Annotated in this window: 20 protein-coding genes; 6 read left to right on the top strand and 14 right to left on the bottom strand. The window is 71.7% G+C overall.

Annotation, left to right across the window (positions count from 1 at the left end; translation table 11 throughout):
* Positions 1–54: 54 nt before the first annotated feature.
* The 3 genes from DJ70_RS11120 to npdG form a co-directional block, all read right to left on the bottom strand.
* Positions 55–768, bottom strand: coding sequence for a phosphoribosyltransferase family protein (locus DJ70_RS11120; RefSeq protein ID WP_094533000.1), 714 nt, complete (start codon positions 766–768; stop codon positions 55–57).
* A 109-nt stretch (positions 769–877) separates the two neighbouring features.
* Positions 878–1,720: a polyprenyl synthetase family protein gene (locus DJ70_RS11115; protein WP_094532998.1), complete on the bottom strand. Its 843-nt coding sequence runs from the start codon at positions 1,718–1,720 to the stop codon at positions 878–880.
* A 520-nt stretch (positions 1,721–2,240) separates the two neighbouring features.
* Positions 2,241–2,909 (bottom strand): NADPH-dependent F420 reductase, encoded by a 669-nt coding sequence (npdG, locus tag DJ70_RS11110; RefSeq protein ID WP_094532996.1) that lies wholly within the window; start codon positions 2,907–2,909, stop codon positions 2,241–2,243.
* Between the two features lie 110 nt (positions 2,910–3,019).
* On the opposite strand from npdG, the gene DJ70_RS11105 reads away from it, so the two are divergent.
* Positions 3,020–3,325 (top strand): MazG-like family protein, encoded by a 306-nt coding sequence (locus DJ70_RS11105; RefSeq protein ID WP_094532994.1) that lies wholly within the window; start codon positions 3,020–3,022, stop codon positions 3,323–3,325.
* Positions 3,326–3,356: 31 nt separating this feature from the next.
* On the opposite strand, the gene DJ70_RS11100 is transcribed toward DJ70_RS11105, so the two are convergent.
* The 10 genes from DJ70_RS11100 to cheB all read right to left on the bottom strand — a co-directional run bounded on the left by DJ70_RS11100 (position 3,357) and on the right by cheB (position 13,792).
* A complete protein-coding gene (locus tag DJ70_RS11100) occupies positions 3,357–4,385 on the bottom strand; it encodes a carbohydrate kinase family protein (protein ID WP_094532992.1) in 1,029 nt (342 codons plus the stop codon).
* Positions 4,382–5,338 carry a ribose 1,5-bisphosphate isomerase gene (locus DJ70_RS11095; protein WP_094532990.1) on the bottom strand — a complete coding sequence of 319 codons (957 nt, stop codon included), beginning with the start codon at positions 5,336–5,338 and terminating at the stop codon, positions 4,382–4,384. Before DJ70_RS11095 ends, DJ70_RS11100 begins: the two co-directional genes overlap by 4 nt.
* A 79-nt stretch (positions 5,339–5,417) precedes the next feature.
* Positions 5,418–6,077 carry a class II aldolase/adducin family protein gene (locus DJ70_RS11090; RefSeq protein WP_094532988.1) on the bottom strand — a complete coding sequence of 220 codons (660 nt, stop codon included), beginning with the start codon at positions 6,075–6,077 and terminating at the stop codon, positions 5,418–5,420.
* Positions 6,074–6,787 (bottom strand): HAD family hydrolase, encoded by a 714-nt coding sequence (locus tag DJ70_RS11085; RefSeq protein WP_094532987.1) that lies wholly within the window; start codon positions 6,785–6,787, stop codon positions 6,074–6,076. The genes DJ70_RS11090 and DJ70_RS11085 overlap by 4 nt, the downstream gene beginning before the upstream one ends.
* A 56-nt stretch (positions 6,788–6,843) precedes the next feature.
* On the bottom strand, positions 6,844–7,302 hold the full coding sequence (locus DJ70_RS11080; protein WP_094532985.1) for a GNAT family N-acetyltransferase: 459 nt from the start codon (positions 7,300–7,302) through the stop codon (positions 6,844–6,846).
* A gap of 259 nt (positions 7,303–7,561) precedes the next feature.
* Positions 7,562–8,434, bottom strand: a complete 873-nt coding sequence (locus DJ70_RS11075; protein WP_094532983.1) for a CheF family chemotaxis protein — start codon at positions 8,432–8,434, stop codon at positions 7,562–7,564.
* Positions 8,435–9,643 (bottom strand): HEAT repeat domain-containing protein, encoded by a 1,209-nt coding sequence (locus DJ70_RS11070; RefSeq protein WP_094532980.1) that lies wholly within the window; start codon positions 9,641–9,643, stop codon positions 8,435–8,437.
* Positions 9,643–10,446 carry a CheR family methyltransferase gene (locus tag DJ70_RS11065; protein WP_094532978.1) on the bottom strand — a complete coding sequence of 268 codons (804 nt, stop codon included), beginning with the start codon at positions 10,444–10,446 and terminating at the stop codon, positions 9,643–9,645. Before DJ70_RS11065 ends, DJ70_RS11070 begins: the two co-directional genes overlap by 1 nt.
* Complete coding sequence (locus DJ70_RS11060) at positions 10,443–12,704, bottom strand: chemotaxis protein CheA (protein WP_094532976.1); 2,262 nt, start codon at positions 12,702–12,704, stop codon at positions 10,443–10,445. The genes DJ70_RS11065 and DJ70_RS11060 overlap by 4 nt, the downstream gene beginning before the upstream one ends.
* The gene (gene cheB, locus DJ70_RS11055) at positions 12,704–13,792 is read right to left on the bottom strand and encodes a chemotaxis-specific protein-glutamate methyltransferase CheB (protein WP_245810820.1); all 1,089 of its coding nucleotides are present in this window, start codon (positions 13,790–13,792) and stop codon (positions 12,704–12,706) included. Before cheB ends, DJ70_RS11060 begins: the two co-directional genes overlap by 1 nt.
* A 102-nt stretch (positions 13,793–13,894) precedes the next feature.
* Between cheB and DJ70_RS11050 the strand changes: the two genes are divergently transcribed.
* The 4 genes from DJ70_RS11050 to DJ70_RS11035 all read left to right on the top strand — a co-directional run bounded on the left by DJ70_RS11050 (position 13,895) and on the right by DJ70_RS11035 (position 16,191).
* Positions 13,895–14,380 (top strand): chemotaxis protein CheW, encoded by a 486-nt coding sequence (locus DJ70_RS11050; protein WP_094532972.1) that lies wholly within the window; start codon positions 13,895–13,897, stop codon positions 14,378–14,380.
* Between the two features lie 77 nt (positions 14,381–14,457).
* Complete coding sequence (locus DJ70_RS11045) at positions 14,458–15,153, top strand: RAD55 family ATPase (protein WP_094532970.1); 696 nt, start codon at positions 14,458–14,460, stop codon at positions 15,151–15,153.
* Complete coding sequence (locus DJ70_RS11040; protein ID WP_094532968.1) at positions 15,153–15,539, top strand: hypothetical protein; 387 nt, start codon at positions 15,153–15,155, stop codon at positions 15,537–15,539. Before DJ70_RS11045 ends, DJ70_RS11040 begins: the two co-directional genes overlap by 1 nt.
* Before the next feature lie 43 nt (positions 15,540–15,582).
* Entirely contained in the window at positions 15,583–16,191 is a 609-nt protein-coding gene (locus DJ70_RS11035; protein WP_094532966.1) for a DUF7504 family protein, read from the top strand.
* Positions 16,192–16,207: 16 nt separating this feature from the next.
* Here the strand turns inward: DJ70_RS11035 and DJ70_RS11030 are convergent, their stop codons facing one another.
* A complete protein-coding gene (locus DJ70_RS11030; protein WP_094532964.1) occupies positions 16,208–16,819 on the bottom strand; it encodes a hypothetical protein in 612 nt (203 codons plus the stop codon).
* 132 nt (positions 16,820–16,951) lie between these two features.
* Here DJ70_RS11030 and glmM point away from each other — a divergent pair, with 132 nt between their 5' ends.
* Entirely contained in the window at positions 16,952–18,313 is a 1,362-nt protein-coding gene (gene glmM, locus DJ70_RS11025) for a phosphoglucosamine mutase (RefSeq protein WP_094532962.1), read from the top strand.
* Positions 18,314–18,541 lie beyond the last annotated feature (228 nt).

The raw sequence follows: 18,541 nt of genomic DNA, 5'->3' as shown, positions 1-18,541 counted from the left end.
GCTCCCGGCGTCAAAAACTGGTCGAACGTGCGCACCGTCGCGCGCGCGGTCACCTCACTCGAAGGTCGTCAGCGCGCCGACCGGCGCGTCGGTTATCTCGCGAGCCCGGCGCATGCCCTCGTCGCCGACGGCGATGAGGGTGAACACGCCGCCGACGTCGGCGTCGGCCTGGAGCGCGATGTCCAGGAGGAGCTCCTGGGTCTCGCCCGACCGGATCAGGTCGTCGACGACGAGGACGGTGTCGCCGGCCTCGATGGCGCGTCTCGGCAGGTAGTAGGTGAGCTCGATGCCCGAGGCGAGCCGCTGGCGCGACTCGATGAACTCCTCGACCGCGGTCTCCTTCGACTTCTTCGCGTACGCCAGCCGCGCGTCGAAGAAGGAGGCCATCGCCGCCCCGAGGGTGATCCCGTCGGTCGCGGCGGTCAACACCACGTCGGGGGAGGCGAACTCGAAGGTCTCGGCGGCGACCGGCGCGACGAGATCGAGGAAGGACTGGTCGAAGACGACGCCGCTGTTGTCGACGTATCCCTCGTCGTCGAAGGCGACGCGGGCGACGAGCTCGTCGGCGAGCGCGTCGCGGCCGACCTCGGAGACGACCTCGCGCGCCCGGTCGGCACCGGGGAGGACGTGGCCGTTCACGTACCGGTTCAGGTCGCCCGCCGGCAGGCCGGTGAGCGTCGACAGCTCCTCGTACGTCCGCGTCTCCTTCAGGGTCCGCAACACGGCGACCGCCTGTAGCTGGAGGGCCGCCTTCTCTGCGCGGTTCATGCTAATGATCGCGATCGCACAAGTATGAATACATCGAAGTCGATCGGGGCCGAGAGTATCCACGAACGAACTGGAACCGTCGGATCGAGACGGTCGACCCGCGGACGCGCTATCGCTCGCGGACGACGACGAACTCCGCGAGGTCCCGGAGGTACTCGATCGCCTCCGTCTCGGGGGGATCCGCGTCCTCGAGCGCGGCCAGCGCGAGGTCGGACTGCTCTCTGGCCCGCTCGTCCACCTCCGCCGGCGAGAGCGAGGTCACCTGGACGACGCTCGGCCGGTCCATCTCGGCGTCCTGACCCGTGGGCTTGCCGAGGTCGTCGGCGTCGGCGGTGGCGTCCAACACGTCGTCGCGCATCTGGAAGGCGACGCCGACGCGCTCGGCGTACTCGCCGAACGACTCGATCGCCGCGGGCTCCGCGCCGCCCGCGACCGCGCCGAGCTCCGCGGCCGCGCGGAACAGCGCGCCGGTCTTCCGGCGGGCCAGCTCCATGTACTCGGCCTCCGTGGTGGGGCGGTCGGCGAGCTCGGTCGCCTCGCCCTCGCCGAGTTCGACCATCGCCTCCGCGACGGTCCGCATCGCGCGATCGTCGGTCGAGAAGAGGGCGAACGCCTCGCCGAGCAGCCCGTCGCTCGTGATCATCGCCGGACCGTAGCCGAACTCGGCCCACGCGGAGGGCGTCCCGCGCCGGACCTCCGAGCGGTCGATGACGTCGTCGATCACGAGCGAGGCGTTGTGGACGAACTCGATGCCGGCCGCGAAGTCGACCGCGTCGTCGGGGTCGCCGTCGAACGCCTCGCAGGCGAGGATCGTCACCGCGGGGCGGACGCGCTTGCCGCCCGCGAGCACGACGTGGGCGAGCTCGTCGGACAGCTCCTCGGGCTCGACGCGGTCGATGACCGCCTCGAGACGGCTCTCGACCAGCGCGACCCGGCGCTCCAGGTACTCCATCCACTAATGAGAGGGGACGGTCGCGCAAAGGCCTAACGGAACGTCCGGACGGGAGGACGTTGGATGGACCCCAAGAGCGTCTCCGAGCGTCAGACACGCTTCCGCCACGCGCGAACTCGCAACGCGTACCATCGCGGCGGCGCGCCGGTGAGCGCCCAGGGGGCGCTCACCCGACCGCGAGGGAGTCGGCCGGCCGGAGCGACGCGGAGGACGGCCGACGAGGCTGGGGAGGCGTGAGGCGCGGGGCGGTGCTGTCGGGTGGGACTCGAAGCCCCAGTCGCGAGGGCGAAGCACGGCGTTCACGAGAGCTCTGCTCTCGTGAGCCGATCAGAACGCTCTGCGTTCTGATGACGACGCGAGGGCCGCAGGAGCGAACGAAGCGAGCGAGCGGGACCGTCTTTCGGAGGTCTCGCGACCGGGGCTTCGGAGGTGCTCACCGCGCCGGCAACGATGTCTGACAGGGTGGCTGGGCTTTGGAGATGGCCACCGCGTCAACGATCACACACTCCCGATCGACGACCTACTGGAACCGGATCCCGAGGTCGTGGAGCCCTTCGTTGTTGCTCGCGACGTTGATGAGAAGCGGCGTGAGCCCCTCGATCTCGGGGGCGTTCGCGATCCCGCCGGCGTCGAGCGCGCGGAGCCCCTCGATCCCCTCGGCGACGTCGGCCACGATCCCCTTCGCGTCCTCGTCGTCGCCGATCACGAGGGTGTCGATCCCCAGATCCGCGTCGAGGTTCGCGAGCCGCGCGGCCGCGAGGTTGTGGAACGCCCCGACGACGGCGACGCCCTCCGGGGCCGCGTCCGCCGCGATCCGCGTGACCGAGCCCGCGCCGGGCTTGTGGTAGTGGAACCCCTCCTCGTCGCGCTTCATCCCGGTCGCCGGCGAGACCAGGACGTCGCCGTCGTCGAGGGCGTCCGCGACCGCCTCGACGGTGTCGCCGACGTGGTACGGCGGGACCGCGAGCACGACCACGTCGGCCGCCTCGGCGGCCGCGACGTTCTCGAACCCGTACACCTCGCGGTCGAGCCCGCGGCTGTCGAGCTCCGTCGTGTACTCCTCGGCCTTCGTCTCGGCCTTCTTCGCGTCCCGCGAGCCGACCAGCACCTCGTGGGAGGTGTCGGCGGCGAGGCGGAGCGCGAGCCCCTCCCCGATGTCGCCGGTACCGCCGAGTATCGCGATGTCCATGGGATCCGTCGGCGCGTTACGACCTTAGTGGTTGCGTGACCGGTCGTCCTCGCCGTCGGCGACGAGCCGCCTTCGGTGTGCCTATACGCCTCCCGGTCGATCCGGCCGCCATGGACGCGCAGGACCGCGTTTCGGCGTTCGTCGACGAGTACGGGCTGGAGGCCGACCTCGCGTACCGCGTGCTCGACCTCGAGAGCGAGGTCGGCGAGGTCGCCAAGGAGGTGACGACCTCGACCGGCTACGGGTCGGCCCCCGAGGCCGCAGAGATCGCGACCGACGAGGTCGGCGACTGTCTCTTCGCGCTGCTCGCGCTCGCCGACGCGGCCGACGTCGACGCCGAGGAGGCGCTGGCGGTCGCGCTCGCGAAGTACGAGGAGCGGATCGAGACGACCGGCGGGGCCGGCTCGGGGGAGTAGGAGGCGGCCGAGGACGCGCTCCCTCGACCGTTCACGCGCGGATCTCGATCAGCAGGTCCGCCTCCGGCGACTCGCCCATGACCGACCGGACTCGGTCCCACGAGAGGTCCGCGCGGGCGGTGACGGTCCCGGCCGCGATCGCGCCGCAGGCGTTGGCGACGAGCAGGGGAACCTGGTACTCGCGCGGGTCGTGCGTGAAGCCGCCGTCCGCGATCGCCGGCTCTCTGAGCGCCGCGCCGAGAAACCCCGCGGCGAACGCGTCGCCCGCGCCCGCGGTGTCGACGGCGTCGACGTCGAACCCCGGATGCGAGACGTCGCCGTGGGGGGTGTGGACCGTCGCGCCGTCGCCGCCGTGTTTGACCGCCACGACGCGGTCGTCCGGCGCCCGCGGGTCGATGTCGGTCGCGTCAGCCAGCGCGTCCGCCTCGCGGTCGTTCACGAAGACCAGGTCCGCGGCGTGGAGCGCGGCGTCGTACCCGCGGTCGGTCACCCGGCGGCCGGGGTCGAAGCTCCGAGTCGGCCCGAGTTCGGCCGCGGTCGTCGCCAGCGCGGCCGCGGTCTCGGGCTGTTGGCCCGTCAGGTGGAGGTGGTCGGCGGCCGCGAGCGTCTCGCGGTCGAGGTCGCCCGCCGAGAACGACTCGTTCGCGCCCTCGTTGGCGAGCATCAACAGCTCCCCGTTCCCGTCGACGATCACGTAGGTGACGGAGGTCGGCGCGTCGGCGTCGACGAGCACGTGGCCGGGGTCGACGCCCGCGCTCGCGAGCTCGCGGAGGGCGAGCGCGCCGGACTCGTCGCCCCCGACGCTGCCGAAGACGATCGACTGGCCGCCGAGGCCGACGACGCCGACCGCGACGTTGGCGGCGCTGCCGCCGCCGGACTGCTCGAGCCGCTCGATCCGCGTCTCCCCGTCGCGTTCGGGCAACTCGTCGACGTGGATCGTCACGTCCCAGTTGATGTGGCCGGCGGCGATCACCGCCGGCGGTCCGGTCTCGGTTTCGGGTTCGAGGTCCGGGTCGACCGTGGGGTCGACCTCCCGTTCCTCGGAGACGTCGTCATTCATGGTTCCGCCCACGGCTCGGCGGCCCCCTCGCCGAACAGCTCGCGCATCAGCGTCACGATGCTCTCGGGCGGGAACTGCCCGTGCTCGGTCACGATCGCGTCCATGTACCGCGGCGGCGTCACGTCGAAGGCGGGGTTCTCGACCGCGATCTCGCCGATCTCCTCGCGGGTCTCCGGGGCGATCACCTCGTCTTCGGCGCGCATCTCGATCTCGACGGTGTGGCCCGTCAGCGTCTCCGGGTGGAGCTTGATCGTCTGTGCGGCGGTCATGATCGGCACGCCGCGCTCGCGGGCGTTGACGGCGAGCCCCGAGGTGCCGATCTTGTTGATCACGCCGCCGTCGGCGGCGATCGAGTCGGCTCCGACGAGGACGTGGTCCGCCTCGTTCAGGTAGCGACGCGCCGCGGAGTCGACGACCAGCGTGACGGGGACGCCCGCCTCGCGGAGCTGCCGGGCGGTGATGTGCCCCTGGTTTCGCGGGCGCGTCTCCTTGACTATCGCCTCGATGTGTTTGCCCTGGTCGACGGCCGCCTCGATACACGCGAGCGCGTCCGTCGAGTGACAGTGCGTCATCACGGTGTCGCCGTCGGCGAGACGGTTCGCGCCCACCTGTCCGAGGTCCTCCTGGGCGCGGTCGAGCTGCGCGACGAACGCCGCGACCGCGTCGGTCACGCTCTCCCGCAGCGCCTCCACGCTCCGCCCCTCCATCCGCCGGAGGACGTACCGGAGCGCGTTCGGGAGCGAGACGGCCGTCGGGCGCGTCTCGCGGAGCCGCCGGGCGGCCGCGCGCATCGACGCGCGGAACGCCTCGGGAGACTCGGCGTCGGCCTCGCGCGCCTGCGTGGCCAGCGCCTCCGCCGCGCCGGCCGCGATCGTCGCCGCGCCGCGGATCTCCATCGACGCGATCGCCGCCGCGGTCTCCTCGACGTCGGGGGCGAGTCGGTGATCGGTCATGTCAATACCGTTTCCGGCGGGACGGATATAAACCCCGCTCGGGCCGCGTTCGCGCTCACCCGCCCGCTCGAACCCCCACCTACTCGTCGTCCAGCTGCTGGCCGTAGCTCTCGAAGCGCTCCTCGACGGTCGCGAGCTGGTCGTCCGTCAGCAGGTTCGGCTCGCCGATCGCCGAGGCGCGCACGTAGAGCCGACACAGGTCCTCGACGTGGCGGGCGTTCTCGACCGCGGTCTCCAGATCCGGGCCGGTAACCACCAGCCCGTGGTTCGCGAGGATCGCGGCGTCCGAGTCGGCCTCGGCCATCGCGGCGACGACGTTGGCGGCGAGCTCCTCGGTCCCGTAGGGTGCGTAGTCGGCGAGCGGGACCTCCCGACCCACCGCGACGATCATGTAGTGGACCGGCGGGAGCGACAGCCCGAGCGTCGCCAGCGTCGTCGCCCACGGCGAGTGGGTGTGGACGATCGCGCCGGGTCGCGCGTGCTCGTAGATCCCCGTATGCATCGGCACCTCGCTCGAGGGTGCCATCCGCCCCGCGCGACGCTCGCCGTCGAGGCCGACGACCGGCACGTCCGCGGCGTCGAAGGCGTCGTACGCCACCCCGGTGGGCGTCACGGCGAAGGCGTCGCCGTCGCGGACGCTCAGGTTGCCGGTCCGGCCGGGCGTCAGCTCCGATAGCGCCGGGGCGTACTCCACGACCGTCTCGCGGGCCGCACGAAACTCCGCCGAGTCGTCGCTCACGTCGCCACCTCCGCGAGCGCAGAGAACGACTCGATGCGGTGGTTCGGCCGTCGTCCGGCGCGCAGGTCGTCGACCGCCGGAGCCTCTCCACGGGGGTCGAACAGGACGGTGTCCATGCCGACGGCGTTGCCGCCCTCGACGTCGGTGACGGCGTTGTCTCCGACCATGAGCGTCTCGCTCGGGCGACGGTCGAAGCCGGCGAGCGCGGCGGTGAAGGGGAGCGCGCTCGGCTTCTCGCGGCCGACCTCCTCCGAGGTGACGAGCCGGTCCACCCGGTCGTCGAGTCCGAGCCGAGCGAGCTTTCGCAGCTGGACCCGCGTCGTGAGGTTCGTCACGACGCCGATCGCGACGCCGGCGTCCCGGAGTTCGTCCAACGTGGCCGTGACGCCGTCGTACGGCGTCATCTCGTCGACGTACCCGTCCCAGTACGCCTCGCCGATCGCGTGGGCGTCGGCCGCGTCGTGGACGTCCGCGTGGAGCCGCAGCGCTCGCTTGAAGTAGATGAACCGCTCGTGGGAGGCCGCGGTGCCGCCCGTCTCGCGTTTCGCGTCCCGCCGGGCGGTCGCGTAGAGGTCGTCGAACGTCGCGCGGTCCAGGTCGTACCCGCGCTCGCGGAACGCCGACAGCGCCGCCCGCTTGCCCGCCTCGTTACACGGCGGGTACGGGTACAGCGTGTCGTCGAGGTCGAAACAGACCGCTTCGTACTCCATGTCCGACCCTCGCGGGGTGGCGACTTAAGCGTGGTTCGGCGGGTCGGTCGCCGGAGTCAGCCGCCCCGGCCCTCGGCGTCGAGGTCGTACGTGAACGAGTAGCAGTACTTCTCGTAGCCGACCGCCTCGTAGAACCGATGAGCCTCGTCCCGCCAGAGCCCCGACTCGAGCTCGACCGTCTCACAGTCGCGGTCTCTCGCCCACTCGTGGAGGAACGCAAGCAGGGCGGAGCCGTGCCCCTCCGACCGTCGTGACTCGGTCGTCACCAGGTCGTGGACGAAGACGTGTCTCCCCAGATAGAAGTTCGTGCCGACGCTGACGCCGGCGACGGCGACGAGTGTTCCCCCGTCGTATCGGCCGAAGAGGCGGTATCCCTCCTCGCGCATCCGTTCGTGGGTCGCCTCCATCCCGGCGCGGTCCAGGTGATCCCGCAGCTCACGGAGTATCGGATAGGCCGCCTCGAACTCGGCGTCGGTCGTGAGCTCGCGGACGTCGGTCGTGGTGGGGTCGTCCATTCCACACCAAACGCGTTCCGCCCGCCGGAAGTACGTATCGCCCCGCGGGACGGCGGCGAGTCGGGGCCGGGCCCCGAGATCGGCGTCTCCGTACGTTCATCACCGATACCGCCGCCAGCCCCCCCGTGACGTGACCGTCGACCCGGTCCGGGCGAGGCGGTCGTCCGGCGACCCGGCCGGGATCGCCGTCGCCGGCCGTTCGCCACCTACCCGTCGTCCACCGACGGGACCGGTCGTGTTGCCGCCGCCGGAGCCGGTCTCACTGTTCGTTCATCGCCTCGCTGGCGATGTTGCGCCCGCGGGAGTTGAGCGCCACCTCGCGGCGAACCCGCACCTCCTCGACGACCTCCAGTTCGATCAGCCGCTCGAACGTCTCCTCGACCTCGTCGACGTCGCTGCCCAGGAACGCGGGGATCTCGAACGGCGAGACGCCCGAGTACAGCGCCATCAACACCTCGCGATCCCGGCTCGAGAGGTCGACGTTCGTCGAGCTCCGCTCCTCGCCCTTCCGGAGCCACGACTCGACGAACCGCATTCGCTGGGGCGTTCCGGCGAGGTGCGTCTCGATGCTCGTGTCCGCGTCGTCGGTGTGTGACACCGCGATCACGGGCTTCTTTTCCCCGTCGACGGTCCGTCTCGCGGCGTCGAGCCCGCTGATGTCGTCGAGGTCGAACTCCACGAACGCGCCGCCCTCGAGCGCGGCGCCGAGGCCGTTCTCGTCGATCTTCACGCGGGCCTGCTCCCAGCCGGTGTCCTGGACGACGCCGCCCTCGACGGCCGGGTGTTTCGCCATCAGCGTCCGCTGGTCGAGCAGCGCGCGGTAGACGTCGCGCTCGAACGACTCGTGGTCGGCGGCGGCCACTAAGAGCACCTGCTCGCCGAGGTCGAAGCTCACGTAGTTGGAGACGCGGGCGATCGACTGGTTGGCGTCGTGCCGTCCGCCGAGTCGATCGAGCCGCGAGAGTGGAACCGTGCGTTTCCCGTCGTTGCTCGCGAGTATCAGCCGCCGGTTCGACAACAGGACCCGCCCCGGCGTCCAGGAGACGTCGTTGATGGCTCTCCCCTCGCGGACGGCGACCGCGAACCGCGCCTGGGTGTCCGTGATCTTGTACTCGCCGTCGCCGGTCGGCATTTAGGCTCCCCCCGCCCGGAGCTTCGAGACCGCCGAGAACACGCGTTTCCGGACCGCGGAGCTCTCGTCGTCCGTCAGTTCCTCCAGCCGGTTCAGCGTCTCCTGTCCGCCGACCTGGCCGAGCACGAACACCGCCTTCGCGCGGACCTCGTCCGGCCGCTCGGTGCCGAGCCGGTCGAGGAGCCGGTCCTCGACCACCGGCCCGCCGAGGTTCGTGAGGCTCGTCGCCGCGAACTGGGCGGTCTGCGCGTCGTCGTCGTCGAGGGCCGCCGCGAGCGCCTCGACGGCCGGTTCGGAGTCGGGGTCGGCGACGCGCCCGAGGATCCACGCCGCGTTCCGGCGCTGTCGGCTCTGTTTGCCCTCGGTGAGGATCTCGGCGAGGGGCTCGACGACCGTCTCGTCGTCGGCCGCCTTCAGCTCGGAGACGACCCGATCGCGAACCGCGTGGCTGTGTTCCGTCGGCACGTTCGAGAGCAGCTCGATGACCGAGTACACCGCCGCGTTCCTGACGATCGCGCTCTCGTCGCCGAGCGCGCGCGCGAGAGGTTCGACGGGCTTCGGGCTGCTCGCGTTCCCGAGCGCGCCCGCGGCGATCCGACGGAGCGACTCGTCGGGGTCCTCGAGCAGGTCGATGAGCGGCTCGAGCGCCCGGTCCGTTCCGACGGCTCCCAGCGCGTTCGCGGCCGCCCGGCGGACGCGCGGGTCGTCGTCGAGGCGGTCGATCAGCCCTGGGACCGCCCTCGAATCGCCGAACGTCCCGCACGCGTGACACGCGCGGAGCCGTACCCGCGGGTCCGGATCCGACAGGGCGCCGACGACCGCCGGGAGCGCGCTCGGCTCGTCGAGGCGTGCGAGCGCGTTCGCCGCCGCGATCCGCAGCTCGGCGCGGTCGGCCTCGAGCGCGCGGGCGAACTTCCGGGCGGTGACCCACTCCGCCTCCGACTCGCTTCCGCCGGTGAGCTCCGACAGGAGCTGTTCGAGCGCCTCCTGTCCGACCTCGTCGAGGGCGTCGACGGCGGCCGCGCGGACGCCGGCGTCCCCGTCGACCGTCGCCGCGCGGAGGAGCCCGTCGATCGTCGCCTGGTCGTCCTCGTCGGCGAGCTCGCCGAGGAACTCGGCCGCGCGCTTCCTGACCGCGGCGCTGTCGCTTCCCAGCGCGTCCCTGAGCCGGTCGACGTTCCCCTCCCGCGCGTACTGGTACAGCGACATCAGCGCCTCCGGAACACCCGTCGGCGTTTGTCGATCGGCTCGTAGCCGTCGCTCCGGTCCGGCGGGACGCTCTCCGTCATCCCGACGACCAGAACGCCGGCGGCCGCGAGCGACGCCTCGAGCGTGTCGAACAGCGACCCCTTGTGGTCCGCGTCGATGTAGATGAGGAGGTTCCGGCACAACACCACGTCGAAGGGGCCCCGCGACCCGTCGCTGATCAGGTCGTGGGTGTCGAACGTCACGAGCCGCCGGGGGGCGTCGCGGACCCTGAACGCGTCGCCCTCGCGGTCGACGTAGCGGTCCGGAGCCGAGAGCGGTTCCAGCTCCTCGGCGATGTCCGTCGTCCGCGTCGTGTGGTACACGCCCTCGCGGGCGTGATCCAGCGCCTCCTCGCTGATGTCCGAGCCGAGCACCTCGACGCGTGACTCGTCCACGTCGTCGTCGTCACACGCGAGCATCGCCAGCGAGTACGCCTCCCGGCCGTCCGCACACGGCGCCGACCAGACGCGGACCCGGCGCTGCTCGTCGGTGAGATCGCGCAACACGTCCCGCAGGACCTCCCACATCTCGGCGTTCCGGAAGAACTCCGTCACGTTGATCGTGAGCGCGTCCATGAGCGCCTCGCGCTCGCCGTCCTCCTCGCGGAGGAGCCGCCGGTACTCGCGGTGTGACTCCGTCCCCCGCCGGCGCATCCGGGCGGTGATCCGCCGATCGAGGTACGACTCGTTGTAGTAGCCGGGTTCGAACGGCACCGAGTCGTCGATCTGCTCGAGCACGCCCTCGAAGGCGCTCCCGCCGCTCATAGGCTCACCACGTCGAGGACGGCCACGACGTCGCCGTCGCCGAGCACGGCCGTTCCGCTGAGTCCGGGAGTTCCGGACAGCGGGCCGTCGAGCGGCTTCACGACGACCTCCTCCTGGTCCAACACGCCGTCGCAGTGGAGCGCCACCTTCCGGGTTCCCTCGCGGATCCGCACGAGCATGCCCTCGCTCGCGGCCGCCGCGGCGTCGGCGTCGATCGGGGCGGCGTCGCCCTCCGTCGCGTCGTCGTCGCCGATCCCGACGGCCCCGCCGTCGGTCGCCGCGGCGGTCGGCGCGTCGGCCGTTCCGGATCCGGGCTCGGCGGCGTCGAGCCGCTCCGCGAGCCGGATCACCGAGTAGAGGTCGTCCTCGTGGCGGACCACCTCGTCGCCGTGGACCGTCTCGACGCCGTCGGCCCGCGACACCTCCGCGATCGATTTTATCGGGATCCCGTACTCCGTCCCGTTCACGTCGACGAACATCACCTTCACGATGGCGACGGTGACCGGGAGCCGGAACCGCACCGTCGTCCCCTCGCCCGGCTCGCTGTCGACCGAGACGGAGCCGTCGAGGTCGCGGGCGGTCGTCCGCACCACGTCCATCCCGACGCCGCGGCCGGAGACGTCGGTGACCTCGTCGGCGGTCGAAAACCCCGGATGGAAGACCAGGTCGTAGACCTCCCCGTCGGTCATCGCCTCCACGGTCTCGCGGTCCTCGACGCCCTCCGCGATCGCCTTCTCGCGGAGGCGGTCGGCGTCGAGTCCCGCCCCGTCGTCGGCGACCTCGATGACGACGTGGTCGCGCTCGCGCTCCGCCGTGAGTTTCACCCGCCCGGCGGGGTCCTTCCCGGCGGCCTCGCGCTCCTCGGCGGACTCGATCCCGTGGTCGACCGCGTTCCGCAGCACGTGGACGAGCGGGTCGCGCATCTCCGTGAGGATCGTCCGGTCGAGTTCGACGTCGTCGCCCTCGATCTCGAAGGTCACGCGCTTGTCGAGATCGCGGGCGACGTCCCGGACCAGCCGCGGGAACGAGTCGGACACCTGCGAGAACGGGATGAGCCGCATGTCCATCGCGGTGTCCTGGAGGCTGGAGGCGAGCTTGTCGAGCTCGTCGAGCGTGTCGGGTTCCGTCCCGGTCCCCTCGAGCTCGCGTCGGAGCTTGATCCGGCTCGTCACGAGCTGTTCGACCAGTCCGTACAGCTCGTCGACCTGGTCGACGTCGACCCGGATCGACTTGATCTCGTCGCGGTCGACCGACCCGGAGGAGTCCGCGTCGTCGCCCTCGTCTCCCGTCTCGGCGCCGTCGGATACGGCGGCGTCGGCATCGTCGACGGGGTCGACCTCCTCGTCAGGGTCCTCTGTGGGGTCGACGTCGTCGGCACCGGCGGCGTCGCCATCGCCGGGATCGTCGTCGTCGACCGCGCCGGCGGGCTCCGGGTCGACCTCGTCGACCTCGTCGTCCGGCGGCGCTCCGGCGTCGGACCGCGCGAGCGCGGTCCGCACCTCCGCCACCTGCGTGAGCGCCCCGAGGCCCTCCGCGACCACCGCGGGGTCGGCGTCGGCGACGAAGACGTCGAAGGTCCCGTCGTACTCGCCCGCCTCAAGCGCCTCCGGATCCGGTCGGGTGGCGTGCTCCTCGAAGGTCTCCTCGAGGGCCTGAAGCACGAGTGCCGCGTCGACGCCCGGCATCGCCGTCTCGCCCACGGTCACCTCGGCGTAGCCCACGTCATCGAAGCCGGCGGCCGCGGCCGGGAGGTCCGGGACGTCGACGTCCGAACCGCCGCCGGCGGCCCCGTCCCCGTCCTCGCTCCCGTCGACCTCGAGGTCCCCGTTCCCATCGGCGTCGATCCCGGAGGTTCCGTCGTCGGCCGGATCGGGATCGACGGTTCCGTGCTCCTCGACCGCCCGGAGCCGGGATTCGAGGTCGGCGGGGTCCGTCGACACCTCGCCGGTCTCCTCGATCTCCGCGACCATCGCCTCGACGGTGTCGACCCCCTCGAAGAGGAGGTCCATGAGCTCGGGCGTGACCTCCCGGTCGCCGCCGCGGACCGCGTCGAGGAGGTCCTCGAGGGCGTGGCCGAACGAGGAGACGTCCTCGTACCCCATCGCGGCGGCGTTCCCCTTCAGGGTGTGTGCGACCCGGAACACGTCGTCCATCGCCGCGTCGTCCTCGGGGTCCGCCTCGAGCGCGAGCAGCGCGTTGTTGAGGTCCGTGATCCCCTCCTCGGCCTCCGCGACGAACGCGGCGCGGTGGGAGTCCATCAGGCCGCACCCCCGAGGATCGCGCCGGCGACGTCGTCGAGGTCACACACCGAGTCGACCGCCCCGGTACCCACGGCGCGTTTCGGCATCCCGTAGACGACGCAGGTGTCCTCGCTCTGGGCGACCGTCCGCGCCCCGGCCTCGGCCATCGCCCGGATCCCGACGGACCCGTCGTCGCCCATGCCGGTGAGGATCACGCCGACGAGCGGATCCGAGACGGTCTCCGCGGCCGACCGCATCGTCACGTCGACGGACGGCGTCACCGACGGGGCGTCGCCGCCCACGGCGTCCTCGTCGACGAGCTTCACGCGCAGCCGACCCGCGCGGTAGCTGCCGACTCGCATGTGGCTGCCGCCGGGCGCGACGAGCGCCTCGCCGGCCCCGATCCGATCGCCGTCGGTCGCCTCCCGCACGTCGTACGCGGACGCCGAGTCGAGCCGTTCCGCGAACCGCGGCGTGAACGCCTCGGGCATGTGCTGGACGACGAGCACCCGACAATCGGTCATCGGGAGCGCGGAGAGCACGCGCTCGACCGCCTTCGGACCGCCCGTCGACGCGCCGACCACGGCGGTCAGCGGCTCCGCGAGGTCGACGTCCGACGCCGACCCCGTCGTGGGGGCGGATCGGGGCCGCCGGTCACGGGTCGCGGCCTCGAGGTCCGCGTCGGCGACCGAGCGAACCGCCTCGACGAGCCGATCGGCCTCCCGCGAGACCCCGGTCGACACCTCGCCGCCGGGCTTCGCGAAGAAGTCGACCGCGCCGCGCTCGAGCGCCTCGAAGGTCACGTCCGCCCCCTCCGCGGTGTGTGCCGACAGCATCAACACGGGCGTCGGCGTCTCCGCCATCAGCCGCCCGACCGCCTCGATGCCGCCCATCCCCGGCATCTCGACGTCCATGGTCACCACGTCCGGTCGCGTCTCGGCGACCACCGACAGCGCCTCCGCGCCGTCGCCCGCCTCGCCGACGACGGCCACCCCCGCGTCGGTCAGGAGGTCGCCGATCAGTCCGCGCATGAACGGCGAGTCGTCGACGACGACCACTCGCGGGGCGTCGCTCCGACCGCCACGCCGATCCGTCGTCCTACTCATGTCCGAGACCGGTCCCAGAACGAGCATAAACCCACGGACCCAGGAATCACCGGTGATAATTCAGGGGATACCGTTATCCGCCGTCTCGGCGCGAGTGAAGGTATGCCAGCCACGGAGGCGGACGCCGAACACACGAAGGTACTGGAGTTCGGCCTCGGCGACGGCACGTACTGTCTGGACATCGGGGTCATCGACGAGATCGTCGACGCCGGCGAGCTCACGCGGATCCCCAACTCGCCCGACCACGTCGAGGGCGTGATGGACCTTCGGGGGCGGACGACCACCATCGTCGACCCGAAGACGCTCTTCTCGATCGCGGAGACGGGGCCCCGCGAGCGCATCGTCGTGTTCGACGACGACCGCGTCTCGGAGGGCGGCACCGTCGGGTGGATCGTCGACGAGGTGTTCCAGGTCAGGGACGTCGCGCCCGCGGACGTCGACGAGGGGACCACCGCCGACGACGAGGGCGTCCACGGGATCGTCAAATCCGACGACCGCTTCGTCGTCTGGGTCGCGCCCGACGTCGACGCGGAGGTCGCCGACGGCGCCGGAGGCGACGCCGCCGTGGACGAGTCCGCCGAGGCGTGACCGGCCGGCGGCGTTCGGGTTCTCACCGCTGAAAAACGGGTGCCAACGCTTATCGGGCGGCTCGCGGTGCTCCACGTATGCGAGTCTCCAGCGGGGTTCCCGGATTCGACGAGCTCGTCGACGGGGGGTTCCCGTCCGACCGGCTGTACGTGGTGAGCGGCCCTCCCGGTAGCGGAAAGACGACGTTCTGCTCGCAGTTCGCGGCTCAGGGTGCCCGAAACGGAGACGACGTGTTGTACGTCAGCATGCACGAGACGAAGGAGGGGATCCGCCGCGACATGGGCGGGTACGACTTCGGGTTCGACCGCGCGCTCGACACCGACCGGGTGACCTTCCTCGACTCCTTCTCGGCCGACGGGCGGCGGTTCTTCGGCGTTCCGGGCGAGCGTCGGGACCGCTCGGGCGTCACGAACCGGCTCACGGGGTTCGTCAACTCCCGCGACATCGACCGGGTCGTCTTCGACTCGACGATGCTGTTGCGGTTCCTGCTCGACGACGACGAGGACACCATGATCCAGCTGCTCTCCTCGCTGAAGCGGACGGACGCGACGACGATGCTCATCTCCGAGATGACCGATCCCAGCGCCTACTCCGAGGAGCACTACCTCGCCCACGGCGTCGTCTTCCTCCACAACTACCTGGAGGACGAGGGGATGCGCCGCGGGATACAGGTGTTGAAGATGCGTGGAACCGACGTGAACACGGACATCCAGGACGTCGAGTTCACCGACGGGGGGATCCGCGTCGGCTCGGCCGCCGCGGTGACCCGGTGATGTACGACCGGACCTTCGGGACGGACTGGGAGCCGGCGGAGCTGACCCGCCGGGCGGCCATCGATCGGGCGTTCGCGCTCGGCGTGGCGGCCGGCTGCGGGAGCGCGCGCCCCGCGGAACTCGACCGGATCCTGGAGGCGTTCCCCGGCGCGTACGAACGGAGCATGGTCGAACTCGCCTACGACGAGGGACGAACCAAGGCGCTCGAGGCCCCAGTCGAGGAGCCCGAGGCCGTCTGGGCGGAGCTGGTGGACGGCGCGGGAACGCCGCGGACCGCACCGCTGCCGGCGGCGCTTCCGGGAGCTCTCAGCGAACTGACGCTCACCCGACCGCCGCGAACCGGCCCCCCGTCCACGCTTGATCTGCCGGGGTTCCTTCGAAAGTGATCCCTCGGAAGGGTTTTATCGGGGTCGCCCCGATGTGTGAGACATGAGTCCGCTCCCCGACGCTGTCGTCTCGTCCGACAGCGTCCTCGTCAGCGGACCACCGATGAGCGGGAAGTACGACCTCTTCAACAGGCTGCTCGCCGCGTGGTCTGACGCGCCCGTCGTCGTCTCGACCGGCCGGACCGCGGAGAAGGTGCGGGCGGACCACGACCGGCTCGTCGGGAGCGGCGGCGACGACCTCGTCGTCATCGACTGCGTCACCCACCAGCAGGGCGAGAACCCCGTCGACACGCCGACGACGAAGTACGTGAGCGGTCCCGGCGACCTCACGGAGATCGGGATCAAGTTCACCGACGTGGTCGAGTCGTCGGCCGGGCGCGAGCGGGCGGTCGGCGTCTACTCGCTCTCCGAGCTGTTGATGTACTGGGACCCCGACCGGATCTACCAGTTCACCCGCGTGATGGCCTCACAGTGTGCGGGACAGGGATGGCCGCTCGTGGGCGCCGTCGGCTCGACCGCCCACGACGAGCAGGTGATACACACGCTGTACGAGCCCTTCGACACGGTCGTCGAGACCCGCGTCGAGGAGGACGAACGGCAGTTTCGGGTTCTCGACCGGATGGGACAGCCCTCCGGCTGGGAGTCCTTTTGAACGCGTCCGTGCCGCCTCACCCGACCAGCTCGAACTCGACCCCGACCGGCGGGGCGTCGACGATCCCCCAGTAGACGAACCGGTGGGGCCCCGAGCCGAGGGGCGGACAGACGTCGAGTTCGCGGTCCGGCACCGCGTCGGCGATCGCCGACTCCTCCAGATCGATCGCCCAGCTGTAGGTGTCGCCCGGCCCGAGCGTGTCGTCCTCGCGGGGGAGGGTTGCGGCCTCGCCGGTCGTCGACCCGCGCACGTCGAGCCACCCCTCGCCGGTCCGGCGCTGTATCGAGTACGCGTGCTCGCCGCGGGTCGCCGCCGACGCCTCGCCGGTGTTCCGCAACACGAGCCGGAGCGACTGCCCGTACGTCTCGGCGGTCCCCTCCGCGGACAGCTCGAGGGTGGTCGCCTCCCCTCCCGCCGTCTCGACCGTCCGCGGTTCGACGCTCCCGTCGAACGGAGCCTCGATCCGGACGAACGCCTCGTCCGGACACGACAGGGTCTCCGGCGTCCCTTCGGGACCCTGCGGCCCGTCGCCGGCGGCGACGTCGAGACAGCCGGCCGTCGCGGTCGTGCCGAGGGCGATCCCGGCCGCGCCGGCTCGCCACAGGAGATCGCGCCGTGAACGCTTCATGTCCGGGATACGGACGCGACGGGTTTCAACCCCGCGAGTGTGGGCGGCGGACGGGAGTCGCGGGGTCCGCGTTCGAGGCCGCGCGCGACCACGTTCGGAACCGCTTTCCCGTCGGCCGGCGCATGGCCCCGTATGGAGCTGTTCGGATCCAGCGGCATTCGGGGGGTCGCGCTCCGGTATCTCACGCCGGAGCTCGTCCTCGACATCGCGAAGGCGGCCGGGTCGACGTGGGACGCCGACCGGGTCGCCGTCGCCCGCGACACCCGCACCACCGGCGAGCTGTTCGCCAACGCCGCCGCGAGCGGGCTCGCCGCCGTCGGCCGGGACGTCGACCGGCTCGGCGTCGTCCCCACGCCCGCGGTCGGGAACTACTGTGAGTCCGTCGGCGTCCCCTGCGTCCTGGTCACCGCCTCGCACAACCCGCCCGAGTTCAACGGGATCAAGCTCGTCGGCGACGACGGCGTCGAGCTCTCCGTCGACGTGTTGGAGCGCGTCGAGCGGCGCGTCCTCGACGACGACTACGACCACGCCGACTGGCGGACCGCCGGCAGCGAGACGACGGTCGAGGGCGTCGTGGACGACTACGCGGACCAGCTCGTCGCCGCGATCGACCGGGAAGCGATCGCCGACGCCGACCTCACCGTGGCGGTCGACCCCGGCCACGGCGCGGCGTCCGTGAGCTCGCCGCGGATCTACCGCGAGCTCGGCTGTGAGGTGGTGACGGTGAACGCCACGCCGGACGGCCACTTCCCCGGCCGGGACTCCGAGCCGGTCCCCGAGAACCTCCGGGCGCTCTCGCGGCTCGTCGCGACCTCCGAGGCGGACGTGGGGATCGCCCACGACGGCGACGCCGACCGCGCCGTCTTCGTCGACGAGACGGGACGGGTGGTCGACGGCGACACCTCCTTCGCGGCGCTGGCCGACGACGCGCTGTCGCCCGGCGACGCGGTCGTCAGCGCGGTCAACGTCTCCCAGCGGCTCGTCGACGTCTGTGACGCCAACGACGCCGACCTCGAGTTGACGCCCATCGGCGCGACGAACATCATCACCCGGACCCGCGAACTCGACGACGAGGACGTCCACGTCCCCATCGCCGGCGAGGGCAACGGCGGGGTGTTCTTCCCGCCGTACCGGCTCTCGCGCGACGGGGCGTACATCGGCGCGCGCTTCCTCGAGCTGCTCGCGGACGCCGACGGCCCCGTCAGCGAGGCGATCGCGCCCTACACCGACTACCACTTCGTGCGCGTCAACGTCGAGTACGACGACGGCGACGAGCGCGCGGACATGCTGTCGGCCGCGCGGGCGTTCGTCGAGACCTCGGAGGCGACCCCGAACACGACCGACGGCTACCGGCTCGACTACGGCGACGCGTGGGTACTCGTCCGCCCCTCGGGAACGGAGCCGAAGATCCGGATCTACGCCGAGTCCGCCGACGCCGACCGCGCCGAGCGGCTGGCCGAGGAGATGCGCACGGCGGTCGAGAGCGGTCGATAGGGTCGATTCTCACTAAGGCTCCGGCGCGCCTCCGAGCGGCCCGACGGGCCGCGAGGAGCCCGCGAGGGAGTCGGCCGGCCGGAGCGACGCGGAGGACGGCCGACAGGGCGAGAGCGAAGCTCTCGCTTGCAGCCGGACGTAGTCCGGCGACGAGGCTGGGGAGGCGTGGGGTGCGGTGCGGAGTGGTTGGGTGGGACTCAACGGGGCAGTCGCCGGCGGCGGAGCCGC

Source organism: Halorubrum halodurans (assembly GCF_002252985.1).
Taxonomy (GTDB): Archaea; Halobacteriota; Halobacteria; order Halobacteriales; family Haloferacaceae; genus Halorubrum; species Halorubrum halodurans.
The sequence above is the reverse complement of the archived record's forward strand: the minus strand, read 5'-3'. Positions and strand labels throughout refer to the sequence as shown.

What these genes read in the sequence shown, in the direction of transcription:
- DJ70_RS11120 (WP_094533000.1), bottom strand. Translation starts at nt 768, where the DNA reads ATGAACCGCGCAGAGAAGGCGGCCCTCCAGCTACAGGCGGTCGCCGTG.
- DJ70_RS11115 (WP_094532998.1), bottom strand. Translation starts at nt 1,720, where the DNA reads ATGGAGTACCTGGAGCGCCGGGTCGCGCTGGTCGAGAGCCGTCTCGAG.
- npdG (WP_094532996.1), bottom strand. Translation starts at nt 2,909, where the DNA reads ATGGACATCGCGATACTCGGCGGTACCGGCGACATCGGGGAGGGGCTC.
- DJ70_RS11105 (WP_094532994.1), top strand. Translation starts at nt 3,020, where the DNA reads ATGGACGCGCAGGACCGCGTTTCGGCGTTCGTCGACGAGTACGGGCTG.
- DJ70_RS11100 (WP_094532992.1), bottom strand. Translation starts at nt 4,385, where the DNA reads ATGAATGACGACGTCTCCGAGGAACGGGAGGTCGACCCCACGGTCGAC.
- DJ70_RS11095 (WP_094532990.1), bottom strand. Translation starts at nt 5,338, where the DNA reads ATGACCGATCACCGACTCGCCCCCGACGTCGAGGAGACCGCGGCGGCG.
- DJ70_RS11085 (WP_094532987.1), bottom strand. Translation starts at nt 6,787, where the DNA reads ATGGAGTACGAAGCGGTCTGTTTCGACCTCGACGACACGCTGTACCCG.
- DJ70_RS11080 (WP_094532985.1), bottom strand. Translation starts at nt 7,302, where the DNA reads ATGGACGACCCCACCACGACCGACGTCCGCGAGCTCACGACCGACGCC.
- DJ70_RS11075 (WP_094532983.1), bottom strand. Translation starts at nt 8,434, where the DNA reads ATGCCGACCGGCGACGGCGAGTACAAGATCACGGACACCCAGGCGCGG.
- DJ70_RS11070 (WP_094532980.1), bottom strand. Translation starts at nt 9,643, where the DNA reads ATGTCGCTGTACCAGTACGCGCGGGAGGGGAACGTCGACCGGCTCAGG.
- DJ70_RS11065 (WP_094532978.1), bottom strand. Translation starts at nt 10,446, where the DNA reads ATGAGCGGCGGGAGCGCCTTCGAGGGCGTGCTCGAGCAGATCGACGAC.
- DJ70_RS11060 (WP_094532976.1), bottom strand. Translation starts at nt 12,704, where the DNA reads ATGGACTCCCACCGCGCCGCGTTCGTCGCGGAGGCCGAGGAGGGGATC.
- cheB (WP_245810820.1), bottom strand. Translation starts at nt 13,792, where the DNA reads ATGAGTAGGACGACGGATCGGCGTGGCGGTCGGAGCGACGCCCCGCGA.
- DJ70_RS11050 (WP_094532972.1), top strand. Translation starts at nt 13,895, where the DNA reads ATGCCAGCCACGGAGGCGGACGCCGAACACACGAAGGTACTGGAGTTC.
- DJ70_RS11045 (WP_094532970.1), top strand. Translation starts at nt 14,458, where the DNA reads ATGCGAGTCTCCAGCGGGGTTCCCGGATTCGACGAGCTCGTCGACGGG.
- DJ70_RS11040 (WP_094532968.1), top strand. Translation starts at nt 15,153, where the DNA reads ATGTACGACCGGACCTTCGGGACGGACTGGGAGCCGGCGGAGCTGACC.
- DJ70_RS11035 (WP_094532966.1), top strand. Translation starts at nt 15,583, where the DNA reads ATGAGTCCGCTCCCCGACGCTGTCGTCTCGTCCGACAGCGTCCTCGTC.
- DJ70_RS11030 (WP_094532964.1), bottom strand. Translation starts at nt 16,819, where the DNA reads ATGAAGCGTTCACGGCGCGATCTCCTGTGGCGAGCCGGCGCGGCCGGG.
- glmM (WP_094532962.1), top strand. Translation starts at nt 16,952, where the DNA reads ATGGAGCTGTTCGGATCCAGCGGCATTCGGGGGGTCGCGCTCCGGTAT.